Annotated in this window: 22 protein-coding genes; 12 read left to right on the top strand and 10 right to left on the bottom strand. The window is 65.7% G+C overall.

Annotation, left to right across the window (positions count from 1 at the left end; translation table 11 throughout):
* Positions 1–50 precede the first annotated feature (50 nt).
* The 7 genes from atpE to AC5P5X_RS18005 all read left to right on the top strand — a co-directional run bounded on the left by atpE (position 51) and on the right by AC5P5X_RS18005 (position 5,996).
* Complete coding sequence (atpE, locus tag AC5P5X_RS17975; RefSeq protein ID WP_005411133.1) at positions 51–356, top strand: F0F1 ATP synthase subunit C; 306 nt, start codon at positions 51–53, stop codon at positions 354–356.
* A 106-nt stretch (positions 357–462) separates the two neighbouring features.
* Positions 463–933 carry a F0F1 ATP synthase subunit B gene (locus AC5P5X_RS17980; RefSeq protein ID WP_005419512.1) on the top strand — a complete coding sequence of 157 codons (471 nt, stop codon included), beginning with the start codon at positions 463–465 and terminating at the stop codon, positions 931–933.
* A gap of 2 nt (positions 934–935) precedes the next feature.
* Entirely contained in the window at positions 936–1,463 is a 528-nt protein-coding gene (locus tag AC5P5X_RS17985; RefSeq protein ID WP_005411131.1) for a F0F1 ATP synthase subunit delta, read from the top strand.
* A gap of 44 nt (positions 1,464–1,507) precedes the next feature.
* Positions 1,508–3,055 carry a F0F1 ATP synthase subunit alpha gene (gene atpA / locus AC5P5X_RS17990; protein ID WP_005411130.1) on the top strand — a complete coding sequence of 516 codons (1,548 nt, stop codon included), beginning with the start codon at positions 1,508–1,510 and terminating at the stop codon, positions 3,053–3,055.
* Positions 3,056–3,152: 97 nt separating this feature from the next.
* Positions 3,153–4,016, top strand: a complete 864-nt coding sequence (gene atpG, locus AC5P5X_RS17995) for a F0F1 ATP synthase subunit gamma (protein ID WP_005411129.1) — start codon at positions 3,153–3,155, stop codon at positions 4,014–4,016.
* A 37-nt stretch (positions 4,017–4,053) separates the two neighbouring features.
* Positions 4,054–5,460: a F0F1 ATP synthase subunit beta gene (gene atpD / locus AC5P5X_RS18000; protein ID WP_005411128.1), complete on the top strand. Its 1,407-nt coding sequence runs from the start codon at positions 4,054–4,056 to the stop codon at positions 5,458–5,460.
* 113 nt (positions 5,461–5,573) lie between these two features.
* Positions 5,574–5,996, top strand: a complete 423-nt coding sequence (locus tag AC5P5X_RS18005) for a F0F1 ATP synthase subunit epsilon (RefSeq protein ID WP_005411127.1) — start codon at positions 5,574–5,576, stop codon at positions 5,994–5,996.
* A gap of 326 nt (positions 5,997–6,322) precedes the next feature.
* Here AC5P5X_RS18005 and AC5P5X_RS18010 read toward each other — a convergent pair whose 3' ends face one another.
* Entirely contained in the window at positions 6,323–6,706 is a 384-nt protein-coding gene (locus tag AC5P5X_RS18010; RefSeq protein WP_005411126.1) for a GtrA family protein, read from the bottom strand.
* Between the two features lie 84 nt (positions 6,707–6,790).
* Here AC5P5X_RS18010 and glmU point away from each other — a divergent pair, with 84 nt between their 5' ends.
* Both glmU and AC5P5X_RS18020 read left to right on the top strand, forming a co-directional pair.
* The gene (gene glmU / locus AC5P5X_RS18015; protein WP_111172865.1) at positions 6,791–8,158 is read left to right on the top strand and encodes a bifunctional UDP-N-acetylglucosamine diphosphorylase/glucosamine-1-phosphate N-acetyltransferase GlmU; all 1,368 of its coding nucleotides are present in this window, start codon (positions 6,791–6,793) and stop codon (positions 8,156–8,158) included.
* Positions 8,127–8,660, top strand: coding sequence for a GNAT family N-acetyltransferase (locus AC5P5X_RS18020; RefSeq protein ID WP_111189471.1), 534 nt, complete (start codon positions 8,127–8,129; stop codon positions 8,658–8,660). The genes glmU and AC5P5X_RS18020 overlap by 32 nt, the downstream gene beginning before the upstream one ends.
* Positions 8,661–8,716: 56 nt before the next feature.
* Here AC5P5X_RS18020 and AC5P5X_RS18025 read toward each other — a convergent pair whose 3' ends face one another.
* The 7 genes from AC5P5X_RS18025 to AC5P5X_RS18055 all read right to left on the bottom strand — a co-directional run bounded on the left by AC5P5X_RS18025 (position 8,717) and on the right by AC5P5X_RS18055 (position 16,515).
* On the bottom strand, positions 8,717–10,069 hold the full coding sequence (locus AC5P5X_RS18025; protein ID WP_005414539.1) for a sensor histidine kinase: 1,353 nt from the start codon (positions 10,067–10,069) through the stop codon (positions 8,717–8,719).
* Positions 10,066–11,412 carry a sigma-54-dependent transcriptional regulator gene (locus tag AC5P5X_RS18030; RefSeq protein WP_111189473.1) on the bottom strand — a complete coding sequence of 449 codons (1,347 nt, stop codon included), beginning with the start codon at positions 11,410–11,412 and terminating at the stop codon, positions 10,066–10,068. Before AC5P5X_RS18030 ends, AC5P5X_RS18025 begins: the two co-directional genes overlap by 4 nt.
* 123 nt (positions 11,413–11,535) lie before the next feature.
* Positions 11,536–11,913, bottom strand: coding sequence for a PDZ domain-containing protein (locus AC5P5X_RS18035; protein ID WP_024957071.1), 378 nt, complete (start codon positions 11,911–11,913; stop codon positions 11,536–11,538).
* Positions 11,914–11,929: 16 nt separating this feature from the next.
* Complete coding sequence (locus AC5P5X_RS18040) at positions 11,930–13,147, bottom strand: ABC transporter permease (protein WP_111189472.1); 1,218 nt, start codon at positions 13,145–13,147, stop codon at positions 11,930–11,932.
* 20 nt (positions 13,148–13,167) lie between these two features.
* Entirely contained in the window at positions 13,168–14,466 is a 1,299-nt protein-coding gene (locus AC5P5X_RS18045; protein ID WP_043035642.1) for an ABC transporter permease, read from the bottom strand.
* 10 nt (positions 14,467–14,476) lie between these two features.
* Entirely contained in the window at positions 14,477–15,202 is a 726-nt protein-coding gene (locus tag AC5P5X_RS18050) for an ABC transporter ATP-binding protein (protein ID WP_005411118.1), read from the bottom strand.
* Between the two features lie 35 nt (positions 15,203–15,237).
* Positions 15,238–16,515: an efflux RND transporter periplasmic adaptor subunit gene (locus tag AC5P5X_RS18055; protein WP_005414536.1), complete on the bottom strand. Its 1,278-nt coding sequence runs from the start codon at positions 16,513–16,515 to the stop codon at positions 15,238–15,240.
* Between the two features lie 203 nt (positions 16,516–16,718).
* Between AC5P5X_RS18055 and glmS the strand changes: the two genes are divergently transcribed.
* Both glmS and AC5P5X_RS18065 read left to right on the top strand, forming a co-directional pair.
* Positions 16,719–18,557 carry a glutamine--fructose-6-phosphate transaminase (isomerizing) gene (glmS, locus tag AC5P5X_RS18060; RefSeq protein ID WP_495216019.1) on the top strand — a complete coding sequence of 613 codons (1,839 nt, stop codon included), beginning with the start codon at positions 16,719–16,721 and terminating at the stop codon, positions 18,555–18,557.
* Positions 18,558–19,003: 446 nt separating this feature from the next.
* On the top strand, positions 19,004–19,435 hold the full coding sequence (locus AC5P5X_RS18065; protein ID WP_012481312.1) for a CBS domain-containing protein: 432 nt from the start codon (positions 19,004–19,006) through the stop codon (positions 19,433–19,435).
* 67 nt (positions 19,436–19,502) lie between these two features.
* Here AC5P5X_RS18065 and AC5P5X_RS18070 read toward each other — a convergent pair whose 3' ends face one another.
* Both AC5P5X_RS18070 and gloA read right to left on the bottom strand, forming a co-directional pair.
* Positions 19,503–19,931, bottom strand: coding sequence for a VOC family protein (locus AC5P5X_RS18070; RefSeq protein WP_005414534.1), 429 nt, complete (start codon positions 19,929–19,931; stop codon positions 19,503–19,505).
* Positions 19,932–20,025: 94 nt separating this feature from the next.
* Positions 20,026–20,544 (bottom strand): lactoylglutathione lyase, encoded by a 519-nt coding sequence (gene gloA / locus AC5P5X_RS18075; protein ID WP_005414533.1) that lies wholly within the window; start codon positions 20,542–20,544, stop codon positions 20,026–20,028.
* A gap of 126 nt (positions 20,545–20,670) precedes the next feature.
* On the opposite strand from gloA, the gene AC5P5X_RS18080 reads away from it, so the two are divergent.
* Positions 20,671–21,783 (top strand): PLP-dependent cysteine synthase family protein, encoded by a 1,113-nt coding sequence (locus AC5P5X_RS18080; protein ID WP_005411112.1) that lies wholly within the window; start codon positions 20,671–20,673, stop codon positions 21,781–21,783.
* Positions 21,784–21,960: the final 177 nt, after the last annotated feature.

Below are 21,960 nucleotides of genomic sequence, written 5' to 3' on the forward strand. Positions count from 1 at the left end.
ACCTTCATCCGTTTCATCACCCTTAGCAACTTAAGTTCCTGGAGATAACCATGTACTTCGCCGTCCTGACCAACTTCGCGCAGATTCAGAGCTCCACCGCCCTTGCCGTCGGCATCATGATCGGCCTGGCCGCGCTGGGCGCCGGTCTGGGTCTGGCCATCATGGCTGGTAAGTTCCTGGAGTCGGCCGCCCGCCAGCCGGAACTGATCCCGGTCCTGCAGGTCCGCATGTTCATCACCGCCGGCCTGATCGACGCCGCGTTCATCATCTCGGTCGCCGTTGGCCTGCTGCTGGCCTTCGCCAACCCGCTGTCGGCTGCCTTCGCTGGCGCCGTCACCAAGGCTCTGGCCGGCTGATACAGCGGTTTGAGACGACCGGGTGCTGATGCACCCGGTTTCGGATGAAGGCCGGATGTGCCGCTACGGCGGCGCGTCCACCCCGAAACCAGCGATCGAGCTAACCATGAATATCAATTTCACCCTTCTTGCGCAGGCGCTGGCCTTCGCTGGTCTGATCTGGATCATCGCGACCAAGATCTGGCCGCCGCTGATGAACGCGATCGAAGAGCGCCAGCAGAAGATTGCTGAAGGCCTCGCTGCTGCCGACCGCAGCCAGAAAGATCTGGCCCAGGCGCAGGAGAAGGTCAACGAAGCGCTGAAGGAAGCACGCACCAAGGCCAACGAGATCATCGATCAGGCCCACGCGCGTGCCAACCAGATCGTTGATGCTGCCCGTAACGAAGCGATCACCGAAGCCACCCGTCAGAAGGAACTGGCCCAGGCTGAAATCGACGCCGCCGCCAACCGTGCCCGTGAAGATCTGCGCAAGCAGGTGTCCGCGCTGGCCGTGACCGGTGCCGAAAAGCTGCTCAAGCGCGAAATCGACGCCAACGCCCACAAGGCGCTGCTCGACGAGCTGGCCTCGGAGATCTAAGGATGAGCCAGGCCCTCACGCTTGCCCGCCCGTACGCCCGCGCCGCGTTCGCGACCGCGCGCGACGAAGGCGCGTTCGCGCCGTGGTCGGACGCCCTGGCGTTCTCCGCCCACGTCGCCGCCGACCCGCGCGTGGCGGCCCTGCTCGCCAACCCGGAGCTGGGTCGTGACGACGCCGTCGCCCTGCTGGCGCCGGTGTCCCACGGCGAGACCTACTCGCGCTTCCTGGCCATCCTGGCCGAATCGCATCGTCTGCCGCTGCTGCCGGAGATTTCCGGCATGTTCGACGCCCTGCGCGCCGAAGCCGAGCACGTGGTCAAGGCCACCGTCACCTCGGCCGCCGAACTGTCGGCCGGTGAGCTGGACGCGATCAAGGTCGCGCTGCGCAAGCGCTTCAACCGCGAGGTCGACGTGACCACCGCGGTCGATGCCTCGCTGATCGGCGGCGCCGTGATCGACGCCGGCGACGTGGTCATCGATGGTTCGCTGAAGGGCAAGCTGGCCCGTCTGCAGACCGCGCTCGCTAACTGAATTCATTTAACGTCCGGCCCCGCTGCCGGCACTAGGACTTGACGATGGCAACCACGCTCAACCCCTCCGAAATCAGCGAACTGATCAAGAACCGCATCGAAAAGGTCAAGCTGGCCGCGGAATCGCGCAACGAAGGCACCGTGACCAGCGTGTCCGACGGCATCGTGCGCATCTTCGGTCTGGCCGACGTGATGCAGGGCGAAATGATCGAACTGCCGAACAACACCTTCGCCCTCGCCCTGAACCTGGAGCGCGACTCGGTCGGCGCCGTGGTGCTGGGTGACTACGAGCACCTGCGCGAAGGCGACGTCGCCAAGACCACCGGCCGCATCCTGGAAGTGCCGGTCGGTCCGGAACTGCTGGGCCGCGTCGTGAACGCGCTGGGCGAGCCGATCGACGGCAAGGGCCCGCTGGGCACCGACCTGACCGCTCCGGTGGAGCGTGTTGCGCCGGGCGTGATCTGGCGTAAGTCGGTCGACCAGCCGGTGCAGACCGGCTACAAGTCGGTCGACTCGATGATCCCGATCGGCCGTGGCCAGCGCGAGCTGATCATCGGTGACCGCCAGACCGGCAAGACCGCGATGGCGATCGATGCCGTGATCAACCAGAAGGGCACCGGCATCAAGTGCGTGTACGTTGCGATCGGCCAGAAGGCTTCGACCATCGCCAACATCGTGCGCAAGCTGGAAGAGAACGGCGCGCTGGCCCACACCATCGTGGTGGCCGCGACCGCTTCCGAATCGGCTGCCATGCAGTACATCAGCGCCTACTCGGGCTGCACCATGGGTGAGTACTTCATGGACCGCGGCGAAGACGCGCTGATCGTGTACGACGATCTGTCCAAGCAGGCTGTCGCCTACCGCCAGATCTCGCTGCTGCTGAAGCGCCCGCCGGGCCGTGAAGCCTACCCGGGTGACGTGTTCTACCTGCACTCCCGTCTGCTCGAGCGCGCTGCCCGCGTGTCCGAGGAATACGTCGAGAAGTTCACCGAAGGCAAGGTCACCGGCAAGACCGGTTCGCTGACCGCGCTGCCGATCATCGAAACCCAGGCCGGCGACGTGTCCGCCTTCGTTCCGACCAACGTGATCTCGATCACCGACGGCCAGATCTTCCTGGAAACCGACCTGTTCAACGCCGGCATCCGCCCGGCCGTGAACGCCGGTATCTCGGTGTCGCGCGTCGGTGGCTCGGCCCAGACCAAGATCATCAAGAAGCTGTCCGGCGGCATCCGTATCTCGCTGGCCCAGTACCGCGAGCTGGCTGCGTTCGCGCAGTTCGCCTCGGACCTGGACGAAGCGACCCGCAAGCAGCTGGAGCGTGGCCAGCGCGTCACCGAGCTGATGAAGCAGAAGCAGTACGCGCCGATGTCGATCGCCAACCAGGCACTGTCGATCTACGCCGTCAACGAGGGTTACCTCGACGACGTGCCGGTCAACAAGCTGCTGGCGTTCGAAGAAGGCCTGCACGCCCACTTCGCCAACACCCAGGGCGAGCTGGTCAGCAAGGTCAACGCCACCGGCGGTTGGGACAACGACATCGAAGGTGCCTTCAAGAAGGGCATCGCCGAGTTCAAGACCACCGGCAGCTGGTAATCGCGGTCCTGTAGAGCGGAGCCGCTGGCTCCGCTGGACCAGATGACAAACGGTTGAACAACGCGGGGCAGCAGCCCCGCGCCACGGGAAACAAGAGATGGCAAGCGGACGCGAAATCAAAACCAAGATCAAGAGCGTGCAGAACACCCGCAAGGTGACGCGCGCCCTGGAAATGGTCTCGGCCTCCAAGATCCGCAAGGCGCAGGATCGGATGAAGACCTCGCGTCCGTACGCGCAGGCGATGAAGCAGGTGATCGGTCACCTGGCCCAGGCCAGCACCGACTACCAGCATCCGTTCCTGGTCGAGCGTGAGCAGGTCAAGCGGGTCGGCTTCATCGTGATCTCCTCCGATCGCGGCCTGGCCGGCGGCCTGAACAACAACTTGTTCCGCAAGATGCTGGGCGAAGCCAAGGCATGGCAGGACAAGGGTGCGGAAGTGGACCTGGTGACCATCGGCCAGAAGGCTTCGACCTTCTTCCGCCGCGTGAAGGTCAACATGGTCGGCAGCGTGACCCACATCGGCGACGTGCCGAAGCTGGAATCGCTGATCGGTGTGATCAAGGTCATGCTCGACGCCTTCACCGAAGGCAAGATCGACCGCGTGTACCTGGTCTACAACCGCTTCGTGAACACCATGGTGCAGAAGGCCAGCTTCGATCAGCTGCTGCCGCTGCCGCCGGCTGAGAAGCAGGTCGCTCACCACGACTGGGATTACCTGTACGAACCCGATGCCGCGACCGTGCTCGAGCACGTGATGACGCGTTACATCGAGTCGCTGGTGTACCAGGCACTGCTGGAAAACGTCGCCTCCGAGCATGCGGCACGCATGGTTGCGATGAAGGCGGCGAGCGACAACGCCAACAAGCTGATCGGCACCCTGCAGCTCGTCTACAACAAGGCGCGCCAGGCAGCGATCACCCAGGAAATCTCCGAAATCGTCGGCGGCGCGGCAGCAGTCTGACCGCGTTCGTTCAAAGCACACATTAGAGGATGCAGCAATGAGTCAGGGCAAGATCGTTCAGATCATCGGCGCGGTCGTCGACGTCGAATTCCCGCGTGAATCGGTGCCGAAGGTGTACGACGCACTGAAGGTGGAAAACACCGAGATCACCCTCGAAGTCCAGCAGCAGCTGGGCGACGGCGTGGTGCGTACCATCGCCCTCGGTTCCACCGACGGCCTGAAGCGCAACCTGGTTGCCGTCAACACCGGCCGTGGCATCTCGGTGCCGGTCGGCGCCGGCACCCTGGGCCGCATCATGGACGTGCTCGGTCGTCCGATCGACGAAGCCGGCCCGGTGGCCGCCAGCGACAGCTGGGAAATCCACCGTGCGGCCCCGTCGTACGAAGACCAGTCCCCGGCCACCGAACTGCTGGAAACCGGCATCAAGGTCATCGACCTGATGTGCCCGTTCGCCAAGGGCGGCAAGGTCGGCCTGTTCGGCGGCGCCGGCGTCGGCAAGACCGTCAACATGATGGAGCTGATCAACAACATCGCCAAGGCGCACAGCGGTCTGTCCGTGTTCGCCGGCGTGGGTGAGCGTACCCGTGAGGGCAACGACTTCTACCACGAAATGAAGGACTCCAACGTCCTCGACAAGGTGGCGATGGTGTACGGCCAGATGAACGAGCCGCCGGGCAACCGTCTGCGCGTCGCCCTGACCGGCCTGACCATGGCCGAGTACTTCCGCGACGAGAAGGACGAAAACGGCAAGGGCAAGGACGTCCTGCTGTTCGTCGACAACATCTACCGCTACACCCTGGCCGGTACCGAAGTGTCGGCACTGCTGGGCCGCATGCCGTCCGCCGTGGGTTACCAGCCGACCCTGGCCGAGGAAATGGGCGTCCTGCAGGAGCGCATCACCTCGACCAAGAACGGTTCGATCACCTCGATCCAGGCCGTCTACGTTCCCGCGGACGACCTGACCGACCCGTCGCCGGCAACCACCTTCGCCCACCTGGACTCGACCGTTACCCTGTCGCGTTCGATCGCCTCGCTGGGTATCTACCCGGCCGTGGATCCGCTGGACTCCACCAGCCGCCAGATGGACCCGCTGGTCATCGGCCACGAGCACTACGACACCGCCCAGCGCGTCCAGCAGACCCTGCAGAAGTACAAGGAACTGAAGGACATCATCGCGATCCTGGGCATGGACGAACTGTCCGAAGAGGACAAGCAGGCCGTGTCGCGCGCCCGTAAGATCGAGCGCTTCTTCAGCCAGCCGTTCCACGTGGCCGAAGTGTTCACCGGTTCGCCGGGCAAGTACGTGCCGCTGAAGGACACCATCCGTGGCTTCAAGGCCATCGTCGATGGCGAGTACGACCACCTGCCGGAGCAGGCGTTCTACATGGTCGGCGGCATCGAAGAAGCGGTCGAGAAGGCCAAGAAGATGGCCGAGAAGGCCTGATCCGGGGCGGGCGGGAGCGATCCTGCCCGACCTGACGCCGGCGCCGGGCAACCGCCCGCGCCGGTGGACTCCCACGGCGGCATTGCGCCGCCGCGAACAGCGAAGAGATTTGCATGAGCACGATCCGTTGCGACATCGTCAGCGCCGAGCAGGAAATCTTCCGTGGCGAAGCGACCCTGGTCGTGGCCACCGGTGAGCTGGGCGAACTGGGCATCGCGCCCAAGCACGCGCCGCTGATCACCCGCCTGAAGCCGGGCAAGGTGGTGGTGACCACGCCGAATGGCGAGCAGCTGGATTTCGCCATTTCCGGCGGCATCCTGGAAGTGCAGCCGCAGGTGGTGACCGTGCTGGCCGACACCGCGATCCGCGCGCAGGACATCGACGAAGCCTCGGTCCGCAAGGCCAAGGAAGAAGCCGAGCGCATCCTGGCCAACCGCGGTGAAGCCATGGAAGTGGCCGAAGCCCAGCAGAAGCTGGCCGAAGCCGTCGTCCAGCTGCAGGCCCTGGAACGCCTGCGCAAGACCCTCAAGCACTGAGGTTCCGCGCTGCATCCACGAAAACGCCGGCCCTGCGCCGGCGTTTTTGTTCGGGTGGCTGGGTAGAGTCGACCGGGTGGATTCGACTGGGTAGAGTCGACTGGGTAGAGTCGACTGTTAGTCGACTGCTCTACGTTCAGGCCGCGAAAATCCCGCGCTGCGAGCGTTAGTCGACTACCAGTCGACTCTACCAGTCCCGGTCCCCAGTCCCGGTCCCCAGTCCCGATCCCGATCCCGATCACCGATCCCGGTCCCCGATCCCGATCCCGGTCCCGGTCCCGGTCCCGGTCCCGGTCCCCGATCCCGATCCCGATCCTGGTGCCGTCTCAGCGATACACCACGTACCGCATCAGCAGGAACGACACACACGCCAGGCCGCCTTCCACCAGCGGTTTGGCCAGCCAGGTGTACTGCAGGCCCAGCGCATGGTCCACCAGGCTCACCAGCAATGTGCTCGCCACGGTGAGCAGCAGCCATAGATTGAAAAAGCGTGCAAATCGCTTCCATCCCAGCTTGCGGGTGCCGGCCTCGGCAAAGGTGTAGCGGCCGTTGAGCCAGAAGCCCAGCAGCATGCCGGCCAGGCGCCCGGCGATGTTGGCCGGCGCCACGGGCATGCCCAGTGCGGTGGTGACCACGAACACGAGCCAGTCGAGCAGCAGCTGCACGAGCCCGATGACGAGGTAGGCGCTTCCCTGGCGGACGAGGCTCATCGGCATGGCGAAGGGAGGAGGGATGCCCATGTTAACGGCGCACGCTCTAGAATCACCGGCAACGAACCACGGACCGCCGTTCCCATGACCCAACCCCTGCACGTCATCATCCTCGCCGCCGGCGCAGGCAAGCGCATGAAGTCGGTGCTGCCGAAGGTGCTGCAGCCGATCGCGGGCCAGCCGATGCTGGCGCACGTGATCGACGCGGCCCGTGAGCTCCAGCCGGCGGCGATCCACGTGGTCCATGGCCATGGCGGCGAGGCGGTGCGCCAGTACTTCGCCGGCCAGCCCGACCTGCAATGGGCCGAACAGGCTCAGCAGCTCGGCACCGGCCATGCGGTAGCGCAGGCGATGCCCCAGGTTCCCGACCTGGCGCAGGTGCTGGTCCTGTACGGCGACGTGCCGCTGATCCGTGCGCAGACCCTGCGCGACCTGCTCGCACAGCCGGGCCGGCTGGCGGTACTGGTGGCCGATGTCGATGACCCGACCGGATATGGCCGCGTGCTGCGCGATGCCGAGGGCAAGGTTGGCGCGATCATCGAGCAGAAGGACGCCACCGATGACCAGCTGCGCGTGCGCACGATCAATACCGGCATCATCGCCGCCGAATCGACTGCGCTGCGCCGTTGGCTGTCGCAGCTTTCCAACAGCAATGCACAGGGCGAGTACTACCTCACCGATGTCTTTGCGTTTGCCGCCCATGAATACACGCCGGCCGAAATGGCGCTGGTGGCCGACGCGCAGGAGGCCGAAGGGGCAAACGACCCCTGGCAGCTCTCGCAGCTGGAGCGCGCCTGGCAGCGTCGTGCGGTACGGGCCTTGTGCGCACAGGGGGCGCGCGTGCGCGATCCGGCCCGGCTCGACATCCGCGGCACTGTCACCGTGGGCAGCGACGTGCTGATCGACGTCGATGTCGTGCTCGAGGGCAACGTGGTGCTCGGCGACGGCGTCACCGTCGGTCCGTTCAACCGTTTGAAGGACGTCAACCTTGGGCCGGGCACCGAAGTGCGTGCGCACTGCGACCTGGAGGGCGTGGTTACCGAGGGCGCCGCGCAGATCGGCCCATTCGCGCGCCTGCGACCGGGCACCGTGCTGGCCGATGGCGTGCACGTCGGCAACTTCGTCGAGACCAAGAAGGTCACGCTGGGTGTCGGTAGCAAGGCCAATCACCTCACCTACCTGGGCGATGCGGTGATCGGCAGCAAGGTGAACATCGGCGCTGGCACCATCACCTGCAACTACGATGGCGTGAACAAGTCGACCACCACCATTGGCGACAACGCGTTCATCGGCTCCAACAGCTCGCTGGTGGCACCGGTGACCATTGGCGACGGCGCGACCATTGCCGCCGGTTCGGTCATCACCCGCAACGCGCCGGACGGCAAGCTGACACTGGCGCGTGTCCGACAGGAAACCATCGATGGCTGGAAGCGCCCGCTCAAGAAGTCCTGAGCCCCGCATTCCCCGCCCCGATGAACTCGGTGTGCTGCCCGGCATCGAGCAGCGCGCCGGCGAGGTGTTGAGGGGCCATGAGGCCTATCCGGTGTTCGCCGGGCATGGCCTGGACCTGCCGACACTACAGGATGGCCTTGAACGCGGGCAGCTGTGGGTGGTGGATGCGGCAGACGGTGGCATCGCCGGCTATCTGCTTGCCGGCGAACTGGCAGGTGAGTTCCACGTGCTGCAGATGGATGTGGACCCTGCACACGCGCGGCAAGGTCATGGGCGCACGTTGTTGCGCCATGCATTGGTACAGGCCCGGGCGGCGGGCTATCGCTCGGCCGTGCTGACCACGTTGTCCGACGTGCCGTGGAATGCGGCCTTCTATGCCAGTGAAGGGTTCGTCGCCGTACCGGAGGCGGAGTGGGGTGCAGGGCTGCAGGCGGTGATGGCCGAAGAGGCCGCGCTGGGGTTTCCGATGCATCTACGCGTGGCGATGCGGCAGGCCTGGTAGGTGCCGACCTCGGTCGGCAAATCCACGCATCGCGTGGATCTACCCGATCGGTCCGCTCAACCCACCGGCAGCAGGATCGACACGCACAACCCGCCATCGCCGCGGTTCTGCAGTGACACCCGTCCGCCGTGGGCCTCCACGATCTCCCGCGTCAGCGCCAGCCCCAGCCCGGTGCCATTGCGCTTGGTCGAATAGAACGGCATCAGTGCGTTCTGCAGCACCTGCTCGTTCATGCCCTTGCCGCGGTCAAGCACGTCCAGGCGCAGCCACTGCGGCAGCCGGGTCAGCTGTACCTGCACATCGTCGTTGGGCGGCTCGGCTTCAGCGCAGGCTTCGTGCGCATTCTTCAGCAGGTTCAACAACGCCTGCCCGAACTGCGCGATGTCGATGCGGCTGCTCAGCTCCTCGTCCGGCTCACGTTCCATGCCGAACGGGATCTGCTGGCGCAGGCTGGACAGGAACGGCGCCCAGTGCACGGTCTGCAGCTGCGGCTGTGGCAGCTTGGCAAAGCGCGCATAGCCACGGATGAAGCCTTCCAGGTGGCGTGCGCGGTCCTCGATGGTGGTGAAGATCTCGGGCAGCCGGTCAAAGCGCTCACGCTGCACCAGCACGCCGCCGGAATGGGCGAGCGAAGCAATCGGCGCCAGTGAGTTGTTGAGCTCGTGGCTGATCACCCGGATCACCTTCTTCCAGGTCTGCACTTCCTGGCGGCGCAGCTCGGCGGTCAACAGGCGCACCAGCAGCAGGTCGTGCGGACGACCGTTGAGCTGGAAGGCACGCCGCGAGAGGTGATAGACCTGCTCGTCATCCTCATCGCCGTCCTCCCCCTCGGCGTGCACCGCGAACAGGCTGTCACCGCCACGGGCGATGGCATCGCGCAGTTCCACCGGCACCTGTTCCAGCACGTCTTCCAGGCGCTGGCCTTCCAGCTTCCAGCCGCCGTGCAGCAGCTTGCGCGCGGCCAGGTTGGAGAACACCACGCGGGCGATGCCATCACCGCCGGAGGCGATCAACAGCATCGCAACCGGCGTGTTCTGCACCATGGTGTCCAGCAGCAGCTCACGTTGCACCAGGCCCTGCCGCTGCTCACGCAGTACATCACCCAGTTCCCGGTGTGCCTGCACCAGGTCGCCGAGCTCGTCATTGCCGGGCCAGTGCACGCCGAAGTTGTATTCGCCGTCGCGATAACTGCTGGTGGTGCCCGCCAGGGCACGCATCAGCGAGCGTACCGGCGCCGTGGCACGGCGCAGGGTCCACCACATCAGCGACAGCAGGATCAGCGCCGATACCGTGGTCACCACCCAACCATGGTCCATCCAGTAGGCCAGCAGCCACGGCAGTGCCGCAGCCAGTGCCAGCACCGGCAGCAGGCGCAGGAACAGGCGGAAAGTGAACGAGCGCCGCTTCATTCGCGTGGAATACCGTGGCGGTCCATGCGCCGGTACAGCGCCTGGCGGCTCAGGCCGAGCTCGGCGGCGGCCTGGGCGATGACGCCATGGTTGCGCGCCAGCACATCCTCGATGCGTGCGCGGTCGGGATCATTGCCTGCGCTGGGTGCCGGTCGTGGTGCGGCGGCTGCGCGCGGCAGGTTGAGATCGGCCACTTCGATGCGGTTGCCGGTGGCCAGCAGTTCGGCACGCTGGATCACGTTGCGCAGCTCGCGCACGTTGCCTGGCCAGGGGTGCCGCTGCAGTGCTGCGGTGGCGGCGCTGGACAGCAGCTTGCCAGCGGTCAGGAATCGCTCGGCCAGCGGCACGATGTCGCCCGGGCGGTCGGCCAGCGGCGGCAGCACCAGTTCCACCGTGTTGAGGCGGTAATAGAGATCTTCGCGGAAGGTACCCTCGCGGATCATCGCCGGCAGGTCGGCATTGGTCGCGCTGACCACGCGGACCTTGACCTGGCGCTCGCGGTTGGAACCCAGGCGCTCGAAGCGGCCGGTTTCCAGCACGCGCAGCAGCTTCATCTGCCCGCCGAGCGACAGGTTGCCGATCTCATCCAGGAACAGGGTGCCACCATCGGCGGCCTCGAACTTGCCTTCGCGCGCCTTGTTGGCGCCGGTATACGCACCGGCCTCGGCACCGAACAGTTCGGCTTCGATCAGTTCCGAGGGCAACGCGCCACAGTTGACCGCCACGAACGGGCCCTTGGCCACCAGCGAATTGGCCTGGATGATCTGCGCGATCTTCTCCTTGCCGGCACCGTTCGCGCCGGTGATCAGTACCGGCAGTTCCGAGCGTGCGACCTGGCAGGCGAGGGCGATGACGCGCTCGCTGGCGGGGTCGGCGAAGACCGCGCCGCACAGGTCGTACTTCTCTTCCAGCGCGTTGCGCTGGTGCAGTTCACGGCTGCGGCGCCGGTCCAGTTCGCGGCGTGCCTCGGACAGTTCCAGCAGGTTGTTGACCGTGGTCATCAGCTTGCGGTCGTCCCAGGGCTTGGCCAGGTAGTCGGCCGCACCGGCCTTGACCAGGTCCACTGCACTGCTCAGGTGGGTCCAGGCGGTCAGCAGGATCACCGGCAGGTCCGGATGGCGCGCACGGATCTGCGCGAACAACGCTTCGCCCTCCTCACCGGAGGTGGTGTCCTCGCTGAAGTTCATGTCCTGGATCACCAGATCGACCGGCTGCGACTCGAGCAGGGCCAGCCCATCGGCGGGCGTGTGCGCCTGCAGGGTGTCGATGTCGTGCAGGGAGAACAGCACGTCCAGCGCAGTACCCACGCTGGCGTTGTCGTCGATGATCAGGATCGCAGGCATCAAGCGGTTCTGCAGAAAGGGATGGGCGGCGCCGATGGAGCCGTTCGTGTCCACGCACCGGGAGAGCCCGGCGCCACCCATCAAGCATAGCCAAACCTGTGGCCGTGCAGGAGCGGATGATGCTCAGCGCCCGGGTGGGGCTGGCGGAGGTGGTGGCGCGGGTGGTGGCGGGACCTCCAATGCCTGTCGCCACGCAGCGGCGTTGACCGCCACCGTCAGTTCGCGCTTGTCGCGGCGCAGCAACAGATAGGCGCTGGCCGCGTGGGAATGGCGCAGTGCCTCGGCCAGATGTTCAACCCGGCGCACCGCCGTGTCGTCCACGCGGAGGATGCGATCGCCACTGCGCACGCCGAAGCGCACTTCCGGGCTGGCGGCCTCCACATGCACCTGGCCTTCGGTCGAGCGCAGCGACAGCCGCGCTCCATCGCGGCGCCATTCCAGCGTCTGTGCGCTGCCACCACCGGCCAGCGCCGGCAGGGGCAGGAGCAGCATCAGGCACATCGCGCAGGCACGCATCTCACGCGCCCCGCGTGGCGACCGCAGGCGGTACCGCCGCCGCACGCCGTGCCGGACCGAACACCGCAATCTGGCCCAGTATCCACAGCAGCAGCGCACCCAGCGGCAGGTAGTACAGCGGCATGCGCGGCAGCTCGTACAGGTTCATCAGGGCCAGGTTGATCGCGTACGCGGCCAGCATGCCCAGCACGATGCCCAGCGAGGCCAGCAGGAAGTTCTCGGTCTGGAAGTAGCGCAGGATCTGCCCGCGGGTGGCGCCCAGCGCACGGCGGATGCCGATCTGCTTGCTGCGCTGCTGCACCCAGAAGCTGGCCAGGCCGATGATGCCCAGCGCGGTGACCACCAGCAGCGAGATGCTGACGGTGATCAGCAGGCCGACCATCGCGCGGTCGTTCTTGAAGAAGTCCTTGCGCTGGTCTTCATAGGTCAGCTTGTCGCGCATCAGGCGGTTGGGGTCATTGCGCTCCAGCGCGGCGGCACCGGCATCGAGCACCTCCTGGCGGCGTTCCGGCGAAGTGCGCAACACGTACGTGCCCCCCTTGTCGAAGCTGACCCGGATCGGCAGCAGCATCGAGTTGGTCCAGTTGTCATTCCAGCCATTGGGTGTGCTGAGCGTGTCTACGATGCCGACCACATGCAGCGACTGCTTGCCCATGTAGTAGGTCTTGCCCAGGGCGCTGCCGTTGGGCTCCATCTTGGCGGCGGTGGCCTGGGTGAGGATGACCGGGATGGCCTTTTCCTTGGCGCCACCCTTGCTGACGTCTTCGAAGTTCTGGTACTCGTCGGGCAGGAAATCGCGGCCGGCGATCAGATTGATGCCCATCGTGGCCACCCCGTTCTCGGACAGGGTGTACATCGAAGCGTTGGTGGTCGGCCGTTCCTGGTCGATCACCCGCGAGATGCTGCTGCTGGAGGAGCCGTTGCGGAAGGGAACCTGGTTGATGATGGTGACGTTGCTGACGCCGGGAATCGCGCGCAGCGATGCCAGGTCCTCGCGGGTGCGGGACATGGCGTCGGTCTGCTTGCCGATGCCGCTGACGCGCAGCATCACCAGTTCGCTCTCGGCGATACCGCTGGGCATGCTGATTTTCTCCACGCGCTGGCTGACCAGGAACAGCGCGTTGCAGACGATGGCGCAGGTCAGTGCGACTTCCAGCACGATCAGAGCGGCAGCGGTCTTGTGCCGGCGCAGTGTGCTGAGGATGGGGCGGATGTCCATGGGAGTCCTCGTTCAGGTGCTTACTGCGACTTGAGCTGGATGGCCGGGGTGACCTGCATCGCGCGCCAGGCGGGCAGGAATCCGGCGGCGAGGCTGGCGAACAGGGTCAGGCCCAGCGCGAGCAGCAGCATGTTGCCGTCCAGGTGGGCCAGCTTTGCGTATTCCACCGGCTGCTGGCGCACCGCGAACAGGCCAAGCAGGGCCAGGCCGATACCCAGCACGCCACCGACCACGCCCACCGCGCCGGCTTCCACCAGGCACTGCAGGAAGATCTGGCCACGGCTGGCACCGAGTGCACGGCGCACGCCGATCTCACCACTGCGGCGCAGGAACTTGGCCAGCAGCAGGCCTACCGTGTTGACCAGGCAGACACCGAGGAAGCCCAGCGCCAGCCACAGCTGCAGGCGCACGTCGCTGGGCACGGCACCATTGAAGTCCAGCCATTCCATCACGGTGCGCAGGCGCACGTTCGGTGGGTGCTTGAAGCGGCCTGCCTCGCGCTGCTGGGTCGAATAGTTCTCCAGGTAGCGGCGGTAGTCGCCGGCCTTGGCCGGGTCCATTTCCACCCAGTACTGCAGCCACGCGCACGGTGCATTGAGCGAGTAGCTGTTGCCGTCCGGGTTTTCGCCGAAGCAGTTCATGTTGCCGTTGTTGCCGAGCTTCAGGTCGAACGAGGTGGAGATCGGCAGCAGCAGGTCTTCGTTCTTGCCGTAGCTGCCGGTGGTCAGGTCGTAGAAGTGCGGCTCCGGGCTCCATTCCTTCATCACGCCGACGATGCGGTAACTCTGGCCTTCCATGCGCAGGTCGCGGCCCACGCTGTTGGCGCCCTGGTACAGCTTGTCGTTGAGCGCCTTGGAGATGACCACCACGCGTGCGCGGCCTTCATCGTCCTCGCGCGTCCAGGGGCGGCCGTACTGCATGGGCACCTCGAACATCGGGAAGAAATCGGCCGAGGTCCAGCGGGTGTCGATGCTGAAGGGCTTGAGCGTGCTGTTGTCCGGTTCGATGGTGCCGCCGCCGCCGCTCATCAGCGCCTGGCGCTCGCCCTTGGCCTCGCGCAGCAGCGCTTCACCGTCGAAGCGGGTCAGCTGGGTTTCCGGTTCCTCGCCGGCGACATAGGCGCCGGTCGCGGCATCGAGCTGCACGTAGAACAGGCGGTCACTCTTGCCCGGAATCGGGTCGCCGGACAGCACGTGGAATACGGTCAACGTGGTCATCGAGGCGCCGATGCCGAGCGCGATGGCGATCACCATCAGCGCGGTCAGGACCTTGTTGCGGCGGAAACTGCGCGCCGCCAATCGGGCGTAGTAGGCGAACATGGTCGGGCCCTCACTCGTTGACGGCGACGATGTGGCGCAACGGCGTGGCCAGCACCGGCTCGCGCACCAGGTCGGTCACCTGGCCATCGACGATGTGCACGTTGCGCTGCGCACGCGCGGCCAGTTCCGGGTCGTGGGTGACCATCACGATGGTGGTGCCGGCGGCGTTGATCTCCTCCAGCAGCTCCATCACGCCCCGGGCCATCTGCGTATCCAGATTGCCGGTCGGTTCGTCGGCCAGCAGCAGGCGCGGGCTGCCGGCCAGCGCACGCGCGATGGCCGCGCGCTGCTGCTGGCCACCCGACAGTTCATTCGGATAGTGCTTCATGCGCGAGCCCAGGCCGACCTGGGTCAGTGCCTTCTCGATGCGTTCGCGGCGCTCGTTGGCGCTCATCCTGCGATAGCGCAGCGGAACGTCGACGTTGTCGAACAGGTTCAGGTCGGGGATCAGGTTGAAGCCCTGGAAGATGAAGCCGATCTTCTGGTTGCGCAGGCGGCTGCGGGCGTCGTCGCCCAGCGTGCTCACGTCCTGGCCGTCCAGCATGTAGGTACCGCTGGTGAAGGTTTCCAGCAGGCCGGCGATGTTGAGGAAGGTGGTCTTGCCGGAGCCGGACGGGCCGGTGACCGCGACGAACTCACCTTCCTTGACCTGCAGTTCCAGCGAGCGCAGTGCGTGGGTTTCCACCTGTTCGGTGCGGAAGACCTTGGCGACCGAACGCATTTCGAGCATGTACATGGGGTGTCCTCTCTCCAGGATTCAGGTATCAGGTATCAGTTGACGGAGACGCGTTCGGCGTCCTTGAACAGGTCGCTGCCGGAGACCACGATGCGGTCGCCCGGCTGCACACCCGACTTGATTTCCACTTCGCCCAGGCTGCTGACGCCCAGTTCCACCGGACGGCGCACGGCGGTGCGGCCATCCATCACGTAGGCCATGCCATTGCCCTGTTCGACGAACGGGCCGCGCTCGACCTTGAGCACGTTCCTGCGGGTATCGAGCAGCACGCGCACCGACATCCGCTGGCTCTGGCGCAGGCCTTCCGGCTGCGCGCTGGCAAAGCGCACGCGGGCATTGACCTCGCCGTTGACCACTTCCGGCGACACCGCGCTGATCTCACCCGGGAACGGCTGGCCGTTGCCACCGGTCAGCTGTGCCGGCATGCCGATCGCCAGGTCGCGGGCGAAGCTCTCCGGCACCTTGATCTCGACTTCGAACTTGGACAGGTCGACCACGCCCAGCACCGGGGCATTGGCGGCCAGGTTGGTGGACTGCACCGCCTGCACCTGGCCGACCTGGCCATCGAACGGGGCACGCAGCGTCAGCGCATCGACCTGGCGCTGTACTTCGGCCACCACCGCCTTCTGGCGATCGGCCAGCAGGCGCTTGTTGCGGGCATCCAGATCCGCGCCCTGGCTCTGCAGGCGGGCATCGGTGGTGGCGTTGGCCAGGGTGATGTCGGCCTTCTTCAGCGAGTCCTTGGCCTTGGCCAGGTCGATCTGCGGCACCGCCCCGCCGTCGTAGCCGCGCTGGTAGCGCTGCAGGTCGCGGTCGGCGGCCTGCCGTTCGATGGTGGCCTGGTCGGTTTCCTTGCGCGACTTGGCGCGGGCCAGGGTGGCGTCCAGCGCGGCACGGCTGGCCTCGGCCTCCAGGCCGGCCAGGGTGGCCTGTTCCTGGGCCAGCTTGCTGCGCAGTTCGGGGCTGTCGATGACCGCCAGCTCCTGCCCCTTCTTCACCACGTCACCGGCGACCACCTTCAGGTCCACGGTGCCCGCAGAGATGGCATACAGAACCGGGCTGTTGGCGGCGATCACGCGGCCGTCGGCGGCGATGTCACGGACCAGGTCGCCCCGCTTCACTTCGGCGATGCGCACGCGGCTGCTGTCGAAGGAGCGGCTGGCGTTGGACCAGGCGTGCACGGCCCAGCCGATGCCGGCGAGCAGGGCGATCGTGCCCAGCGCCGGCCAACGGTAACGGAGCCAGTTGGCGCGCGGAGCGCTGGCCGGAGCGGAGGAAACGATCTGGTCCTGGGCGGAAGTGTCGCGGATCATCGGGTGCGTGCCTGACGGTGGTAGCCAGTACCAAGCACGTAGCGTGCCAACTTTAATTCCTTATGGGTCAAGGGGGTGGGGCTTGATGTGAAGTGTCCGGGTGTCCGCGGACACCTTTCCGGACACTTTCATTAAGCGGACAGGAGGGGGAAGCCGGGCACGCAGGCTAGAATGCGACAATCGTCTTCAAGGAAACGCGTGACATGTGTGGAATCGTGGGTGCGATCGCTGATCGCGACGTAGTGCCGGTGCTGATCGAGGGTCTGAAGCGCCTTGAGTACCGTGGTTACGATTCCTCGGGTATCGCGGTGATCGACCATGCCGAGCGGTCGGAGGTGCGTCGCGTGCGTCGTACCGGCCGAGTGTCGGAAATGGCCACGGCGGCCGAGGCCGAGGGCTTCAACGCGGTGCTGGGCATCGGCCATACCCGCTGGGCCACCCACGGTGGTGTCACCGAGGCCAATGCGCATCCGCACATCAGCCAGGGCGTGGCGCTGGTGCACAACGGTATCATCGAGAACCACGAAGAGCAGCGCGAGAAGTTGCGCGCGCTGGGCTACACCTTCGAGTCGCAGACCGATACCGAAGTCATCGCACACCTGATCCACCACCACCTGAAGGATGGCGACGACCTGCTGGTGGCGCTGCAGCACACGGTGAAGGAACTGACCGGCGCCTACGCGCTGGCCGTGGTCAGCCGCGCCGAGCCGGAGCGCTTCGTCTGCGCGCGCATGGGCTGCCCGCTGCTGATCGGCCTGGGCGAGGGCGAGAACTTCGTTGCCTCCGACGTCTCGGCGGTGATCTCGGCCACCCGCAAGGTCATTTTCCTGGAAGAGGGCGATACCGCCGAGATCCGTCGCGATGGCGTGCGCATCTTCGACGAGCACGACCGGCCGATCGAGCGCGACGTGCATCTGTCCGATGTGTCGCTGGCATCGCTGGAGCTGGGCCCGTACGGCCACTTCATGCAGAAGGAGATCCACGAGCAGCCGCGCGCGCTGGGCGACACCATCGAGGCGGCGATCGACGCCGGTGGTTTCCCGGCCGGGCTGTTCGGCAAGAACGCCGAAGCGGTGCTGTCGGGCATCGAGGGTGTGCAGATCATCGCCTGCGGCACCAGCTACTACGCCGGCCTGACCGCGCGCTACTGGATCGAAGCCATCGCCGGCCTTCCGTGCAGCGTGGAGATCGCCAGCGAGTACCGCTATCGCGCGGCCTACGCGAACCCGAAGCATCTGATCGTCACCATCTCCCAGTCCGGCGAAACGCTGGATACGATGGAAGCGCTGAAGTACGCCAAGTCGCTCGGCCACAAGCACACGCTGTCGATCTGCAACGTGCCGGAAAGTGCGATTCCGCGCGCCAGCGAACTGGTGTGCTACACCCGTGCCGGTGCCGAGATCGGCGTGGCCTCGACCAAGGCCTTCACCACCCAGCTGGCGGCCCTGTTCCAGCTGACCGTGGTGCTGGGCAAGCTGCACGGCCGCATCGACGCGGCGCAGGAAGCGGACTACCTCGAGCAGCTGCGCTTCCTGCCGGGCAGCGTGCAGCACGCATTGAACATGGAGCCGCAGATCGCTGCGTGGGCCGAGCGTTTCGCACGCAAGAGCAGCGCGCTGTTCCTGGGCCGTGGCCTGCATTACCCGATCGCGCTGGAAGGCGCGCTCAAGCTCAAGGAAATCTCCTACATCCACGCCGAGGCCTACCCGGCAGGCGAGCTGAAGCATGGCCCGCTGGCGCTGGTGGACGAGGACATGCCGGTGGTGGTGATCGCGCCGAACGACAGCCTGCTGGAGAAGGTGAAGTCGAACATGCAGGAAGTGCGCGCGCGTGGCGGTGAACTGTTCGTGTTCGCCGACCAGGACAGCAACTTCAACGAGTCCGAAGGCGTGCACGTGATCCGTACGCCGCGTCATGCCGGCGTGCTCAGCCCGATCGTGCACACCATTCCGGTGCAGTTGCTGGCCTACCACACCGCGCTGGCGCGCGGCACCGACGTGGACAAGCCGCGCAACCTGGCCAAGAGCGTGACGGTGGAGTAACACCCGTCAGCTCGGTTGGAGGTTGCAAGCGAAGGGGGCCGTGTGGGCCCCCTTTCGTTTGTGCCGGTGGCAGCGGCAAGTGGGACAGCGACAGGGTGTTCTGTCCACCGTCGGCAGCAGGCAATCAATCTTTAACGCGTAGCATCGCGTGTATTCAGCGGCGGTTTCAGCCGCGGTGCCATTCTCTGGATCGTCGGTTGGTTCCCACGACGAACTGTCCTATCGATGCCGGTAGTGACCGATGGTCGCAGTCGTAGAATCGATTTGACCGAGGTCCGGGTTGAGCGGTTGAGCCCACCTCGTTCGCGTTGCAGCACGTCGTCTGCCGATCCGTTCCAAGCGGCAGCCGGGTGCGCCAGACGTGCGCTGAAAGGTCTGTTCCCGGGGAGGGGGCGTATCGGAAGAGCACACTTTTTGACTTCAGTGACCTGCACCAGGAAACAAGAATGAACGTCCGCGAACTCCTGCAATCCAAGAAAGAAGCTGTCATCACCATCGATGCCGAAGACACCATCGGTGCCGCCGCCCACAAGATGAGCGCGCACAGGATCGCTGCACTGGTGGTGATGAAGGACGATGCCCCGGTCGGCATCATTTCCGAGAAGGACATCGTGCGTACCCTGGCCGACGACGGCCCGCAGGCCGGCCGCCGGGTGATTTCCAGCCTGCCGTCCACCGGCCTGGAGGGCATCGCCCCGGAGGCCACCCTGAAGCAGGCCATGTCGTTGATGACGTACTCGCGGCGCCGTCATCTGATGGTCACCGAAGGCACTCGTCTGGTCGGCATCCTCAGCCTGGGCGACATCGTGAAGAACCTGCTGGGCGAGCTGGAGCTGGAAAAGGCCGTGCTGCAGGACATCTACATGGCCGCCCACTGAGGGCTGCAGCGCTGGAAGCAGAGAAGCCGGGCATTTCCCGGCTTCTTCGTTCACGGCATCGGTGAAATCAGAAAGTAACCTTCACCGAGTCGGCGCTGTAGTTGGCTGGGCCGTGGTAGACCACTTCGATGTTGTTGCCATCCGGGTCGAGCACGAACGCGCCGTAGTAGCCCGGGTGGTAAGGGCGTTCACCGGGCGCGCCGTTGTCGGTGCCGCCGGCGGCGATCGCGGCGGTATGGAAGGCATCGACGGTGGCGCTGTCGCGGGCCTGGAAGGCCAGATGGTGGCGGCCGGTCAGCTGGCCGGCGGCGGCCGTGCTGCTGGCGCTGGAAATGAACAGCTCATCGGCCCAGAAGTAGTCATCGCCTTCACCGGCGATTGGGATGCCGATCGTATCGAACACCGCCTGGTAGAAGCGGCGGCTGGCCGCCAGGTCGCGCACTACCAGCTGGATGTGGTCGATCAGGCGGCCGCGGTGCAGTTCCATCGTTTCCATACCAACCTCGCAGAAAAAGGGGACGGAGGGGATTAAGTCGCTTCCAGCCCAATAATGCCAGAAACGACTTAATCCCCTCCGTCCCCTTTTCGGGTCAGACGTTGGCGATGATCTCGACCCAGTAGCCGTCCGGGTCCTTGATGAAAGCCAGGTTCTTCATGCGGCCGTCGGTCAGGCGCTTCTGGAAGGTCACGCCCAGATCCTCGAAGCGCTGGCAGGCGGCCTCGATGTCCGGCACCGACACGCAGATGTGGCCGAAGCCGCGCGGGTCGCTGTTGCCGTCGTGGTAGACCGCGCCGTCCTGGGTTTCGGTGCCGTGGTTGTGGGTCAGTTCCAGCACGCCCGGCAGCCCGGCCATCCACAGGCGGCGGGCGTTGTCATCTTCCGGCACCGTGACGCCAGCGGGCACGTAGGCCAGGAAGTACAGGCTGAACTGGGCCTCGGGGAAGTCGCGCTTGTCGATCAGCTGGTAGCCGAGCACGCGGGTGTAGAAGTCCAGCGAAGCGGCAATGTCCTTCACGCGCAGCATGGTGTGGTTGAACACGAAGCCGGTGGTTTCGGCCGGGGCCTGGGCGGCGACGCCGGGAACATCGCGCAGGGCGGGAATGGTCATGGGGGGAGGTCCTTCAGACAGGGCCGTTGCCGGCCGGATTGAGCCATTCTACCGGCCAGCACCTGACGGCACTGCGACGTACAATGGCCGGATCGCACCGTTCCGTCCTGACAACGATTGCCCGCCATGTCGCAGCGTGAATGGGTGGCTGCCGCCATCCGCAAGATCGAAGCTGATTTCAACCGTTCCGCCGATACCCACCTGATTCCGCTGGCGCTGCCAGGGTTCGAGGGCATCGACCTGTACCTGAAGGATGAGTCGAGCCATCCCACCGGCAGCCTGAAGCACCGGCTGGCGCGCTCGCTGTTCCTGTATGCGCTGGCCAATGGCTGGTTGCGTGAAGGGCGTCCGGTGATCGAGGCCTCCAGCGGCTCGACCGCCGTGTCCGAAGCCTATTTCGCGCGGCTGCTCGGCCTGCCGTTCATTGCGGTGATCCCGGCCTCCACCTCGCCTGAAAAGATCGCCGCGATCGAGTTCCACGGCGGCCGTTGCCACCTGGTCGAACGTGCCTGCGACCTCAACTGTGATTCGGAAAAGCTGGCCCGTGAAACCGGCGGCCACTTCATGGACCAGTTCACCTATGCCGAGCGCGCCACCGACTGGCGTGCCAACAACAACATCGCCGAGTCCATCTTCAAGCAGATGGCCGAGGAGCCCAGCCCGGTTCCGGAATGGATCGTGTGCAGCCCCGGTACCGGCGGTACCGCAGCGACGCTGGGCCGCTATGTCAGCTATCGCCGGCATGACACCCGCATCCTCTGTGCGGACCCGGAAGTGTCGGTGTTCTTCGATGGCTACAAAGCCGCCGTGGCCGGTGAGCAGGACTGGCGCGGCCTGACCTGCAGCGGTGGCTCGCGCGTGGAAGGCATCGGCCGGCCGCGGGTAGAGGCGAGCTTCATCCCGACCAGTGTCGATGCGATGGTGAAGGTGCCCGATGCGCTGAGCCTGGCCGCGATGCGCCATGTCAGCCGCCAGCTGGGCCGCCGTGTCGGTGGCTCCACCGGCACCAACTTCATCGGTGTGCTGCAGGCGGCGCAGTGGATGCGCGAGGCGGGCCACCAGGGCAGCATCGTCAGCATCCTGTGCGACAGCGGCGAGCGCTACGCGCAGAGCTACTACGATCCATCGTGGTATGCGCGCCAGGGCATCGATGTCGACGGCGCCGATGCGCAACTGGCGGCGGCGGTGGCCGGGCAGGGACTGCCCGAATTGCCGTGGTGCAGCCTGGAAGCGTTGTAACGCGGCAACGCACGGCCGGCTGTGCGTCGGCTGGGGAGAGTCGACTGTTAGTTGTGATCTCTCTGTACGTTGTTCATCCGGGACATCTTTGGAAAATGGTGGTTACCACACCTCTCCAGACCCCAAAGAGCCCGGATGAACCACCATAAAAATGCCCGTTTGACCGTCCATAGTCGA

It is taken from the genome of Stenotrophomonas sp. YJH_SMC_91, from assembly GCF_059368495.1.

What these genes read in the sequence shown, in the direction of transcription:
- AC5P5X_RS18035 (WP_024957071.1), bottom strand. Translation starts at nt 11,913, where the DNA reads ATGTGCCTGATGCTGCTCCTGCCCCTGCCGGCGCTGGCCGGTGGTGGC.
- AC5P5X_RS18025 (WP_005414539.1), bottom strand. Translation starts at nt 10,069, where the DNA reads ATGAAGCGGCGCTCGTTCACTTTCCGCCTGTTCCTGCGCCTGCTGCCG.
- AC5P5X_RS18050 (WP_005411118.1), bottom strand. Translation starts at nt 15,202, where the DNA reads ATGTACATGCTCGAAATGCGTTCGGTCGCCAAGGTCTTCCGCACCGAA.
- AC5P5X_RS17985 (WP_005411131.1), top strand. Translation starts at nt 936, where the DNA reads ATGAGCCAGGCCCTCACGCTTGCCCGCCCGTACGCCCGCGCCGCGTTC.
- atpD (WP_005411128.1), top strand. Translation starts at nt 4,054, where the DNA reads ATGAGTCAGGGCAAGATCGTTCAGATCATCGGCGCGGTCGTCGACGTC.
- AC5P5X_RS17980 (WP_005419512.1), top strand. Translation starts at nt 463, where the DNA reads ATGAATATCAATTTCACCCTTCTTGCGCAGGCGCTGGCCTTCGCTGGT.
- AC5P5X_RS18065 (WP_012481312.1), top strand. Translation starts at nt 19,004, where the DNA reads ATGAACGTCCGCGAACTCCTGCAATCCAAGAAAGAAGCTGTCATCACC.
- atpG (WP_005411129.1), top strand. Translation starts at nt 3,153, where the DNA reads ATGGCAAGCGGACGCGAAATCAAAACCAAGATCAAGAGCGTGCAGAAC.
- AC5P5X_RS18045 (WP_043035642.1), bottom strand. Translation starts at nt 14,466, where the DNA reads ATGTTCGCCTACTACGCCCGATTGGCGGCGCGCAGTTTCCGCCGCAAC.
- AC5P5X_RS18070 (WP_005414534.1), bottom strand. Translation starts at nt 19,931, where the DNA reads ATGGAAACGATGGAACTGCACCGCGGCCGCCTGATCGACCACATCCAG.
- AC5P5X_RS18030 (WP_111189473.1), bottom strand. Translation starts at nt 11,412, where the DNA reads ATGCCTGCGATCCTGATCATCGACGACAACGCCAGCGTGGGTACTGCG.
- glmS (WP_495216019.1), top strand. Translation starts at nt 16,719, where the DNA reads ATGTGTGGAATCGTGGGTGCGATCGCTGATCGCGACGTAGTGCCGGTG.
- AC5P5X_RS18010 (WP_005411126.1), bottom strand. Translation starts at nt 6,706, where the DNA reads ATGAGCCTCGTCCGCCAGGGAAGCGCCTACCTCGTCATCGGGCTCGTG.
- atpA (WP_005411130.1), top strand. Translation starts at nt 1,508, where the DNA reads ATGGCAACCACGCTCAACCCCTCCGAAATCAGCGAACTGATCAAGAAC.
- gloA (WP_005414533.1), bottom strand. Translation starts at nt 20,544, where the DNA reads ATGACCATTCCCGCCCTGCGCGATGTTCCCGGCGTCGCCGCCCAGGCC.
- glmU (WP_111172865.1), top strand. Translation starts at nt 6,791, where the DNA reads ATGACCCAACCCCTGCACGTCATCATCCTCGCCGCCGGCGCAGGCAAG.
- AC5P5X_RS18005 (WP_005411127.1), top strand. Translation starts at nt 5,574, where the DNA reads ATGAGCACGATCCGTTGCGACATCGTCAGCGCCGAGCAGGAAATCTTC.
- AC5P5X_RS18055 (WP_005414536.1), bottom strand. Translation starts at nt 16,515, where the DNA reads ATGATCCGCGACACTTCCGCCCAGGACCAGATCGTTTCCTCCGCTCCG.
- AC5P5X_RS18080 (WP_005411112.1), top strand. Translation starts at nt 20,671, where the DNA reads ATGTCGCAGCGTGAATGGGTGGCTGCCGCCATCCGCAAGATCGAAGCT.
- AC5P5X_RS18020 (WP_111189471.1), top strand. Translation starts at nt 8,127, where the DNA reads ATGGCTGGAAGCGCCCGCTCAAGAAGTCCTGAGCCCCGCATTCCCCGC.
- AC5P5X_RS18040 (WP_111189472.1), bottom strand. Translation starts at nt 13,147, where the DNA reads ATGGACATCCGCCCCATCCTCAGCACACTGCGCCGGCACAAGACCGCT.
- atpE (WP_005411133.1), top strand. Translation starts at nt 51, where the DNA reads ATGTACTTCGCCGTCCTGACCAACTTCGCGCAGATTCAGAGCTCCACC.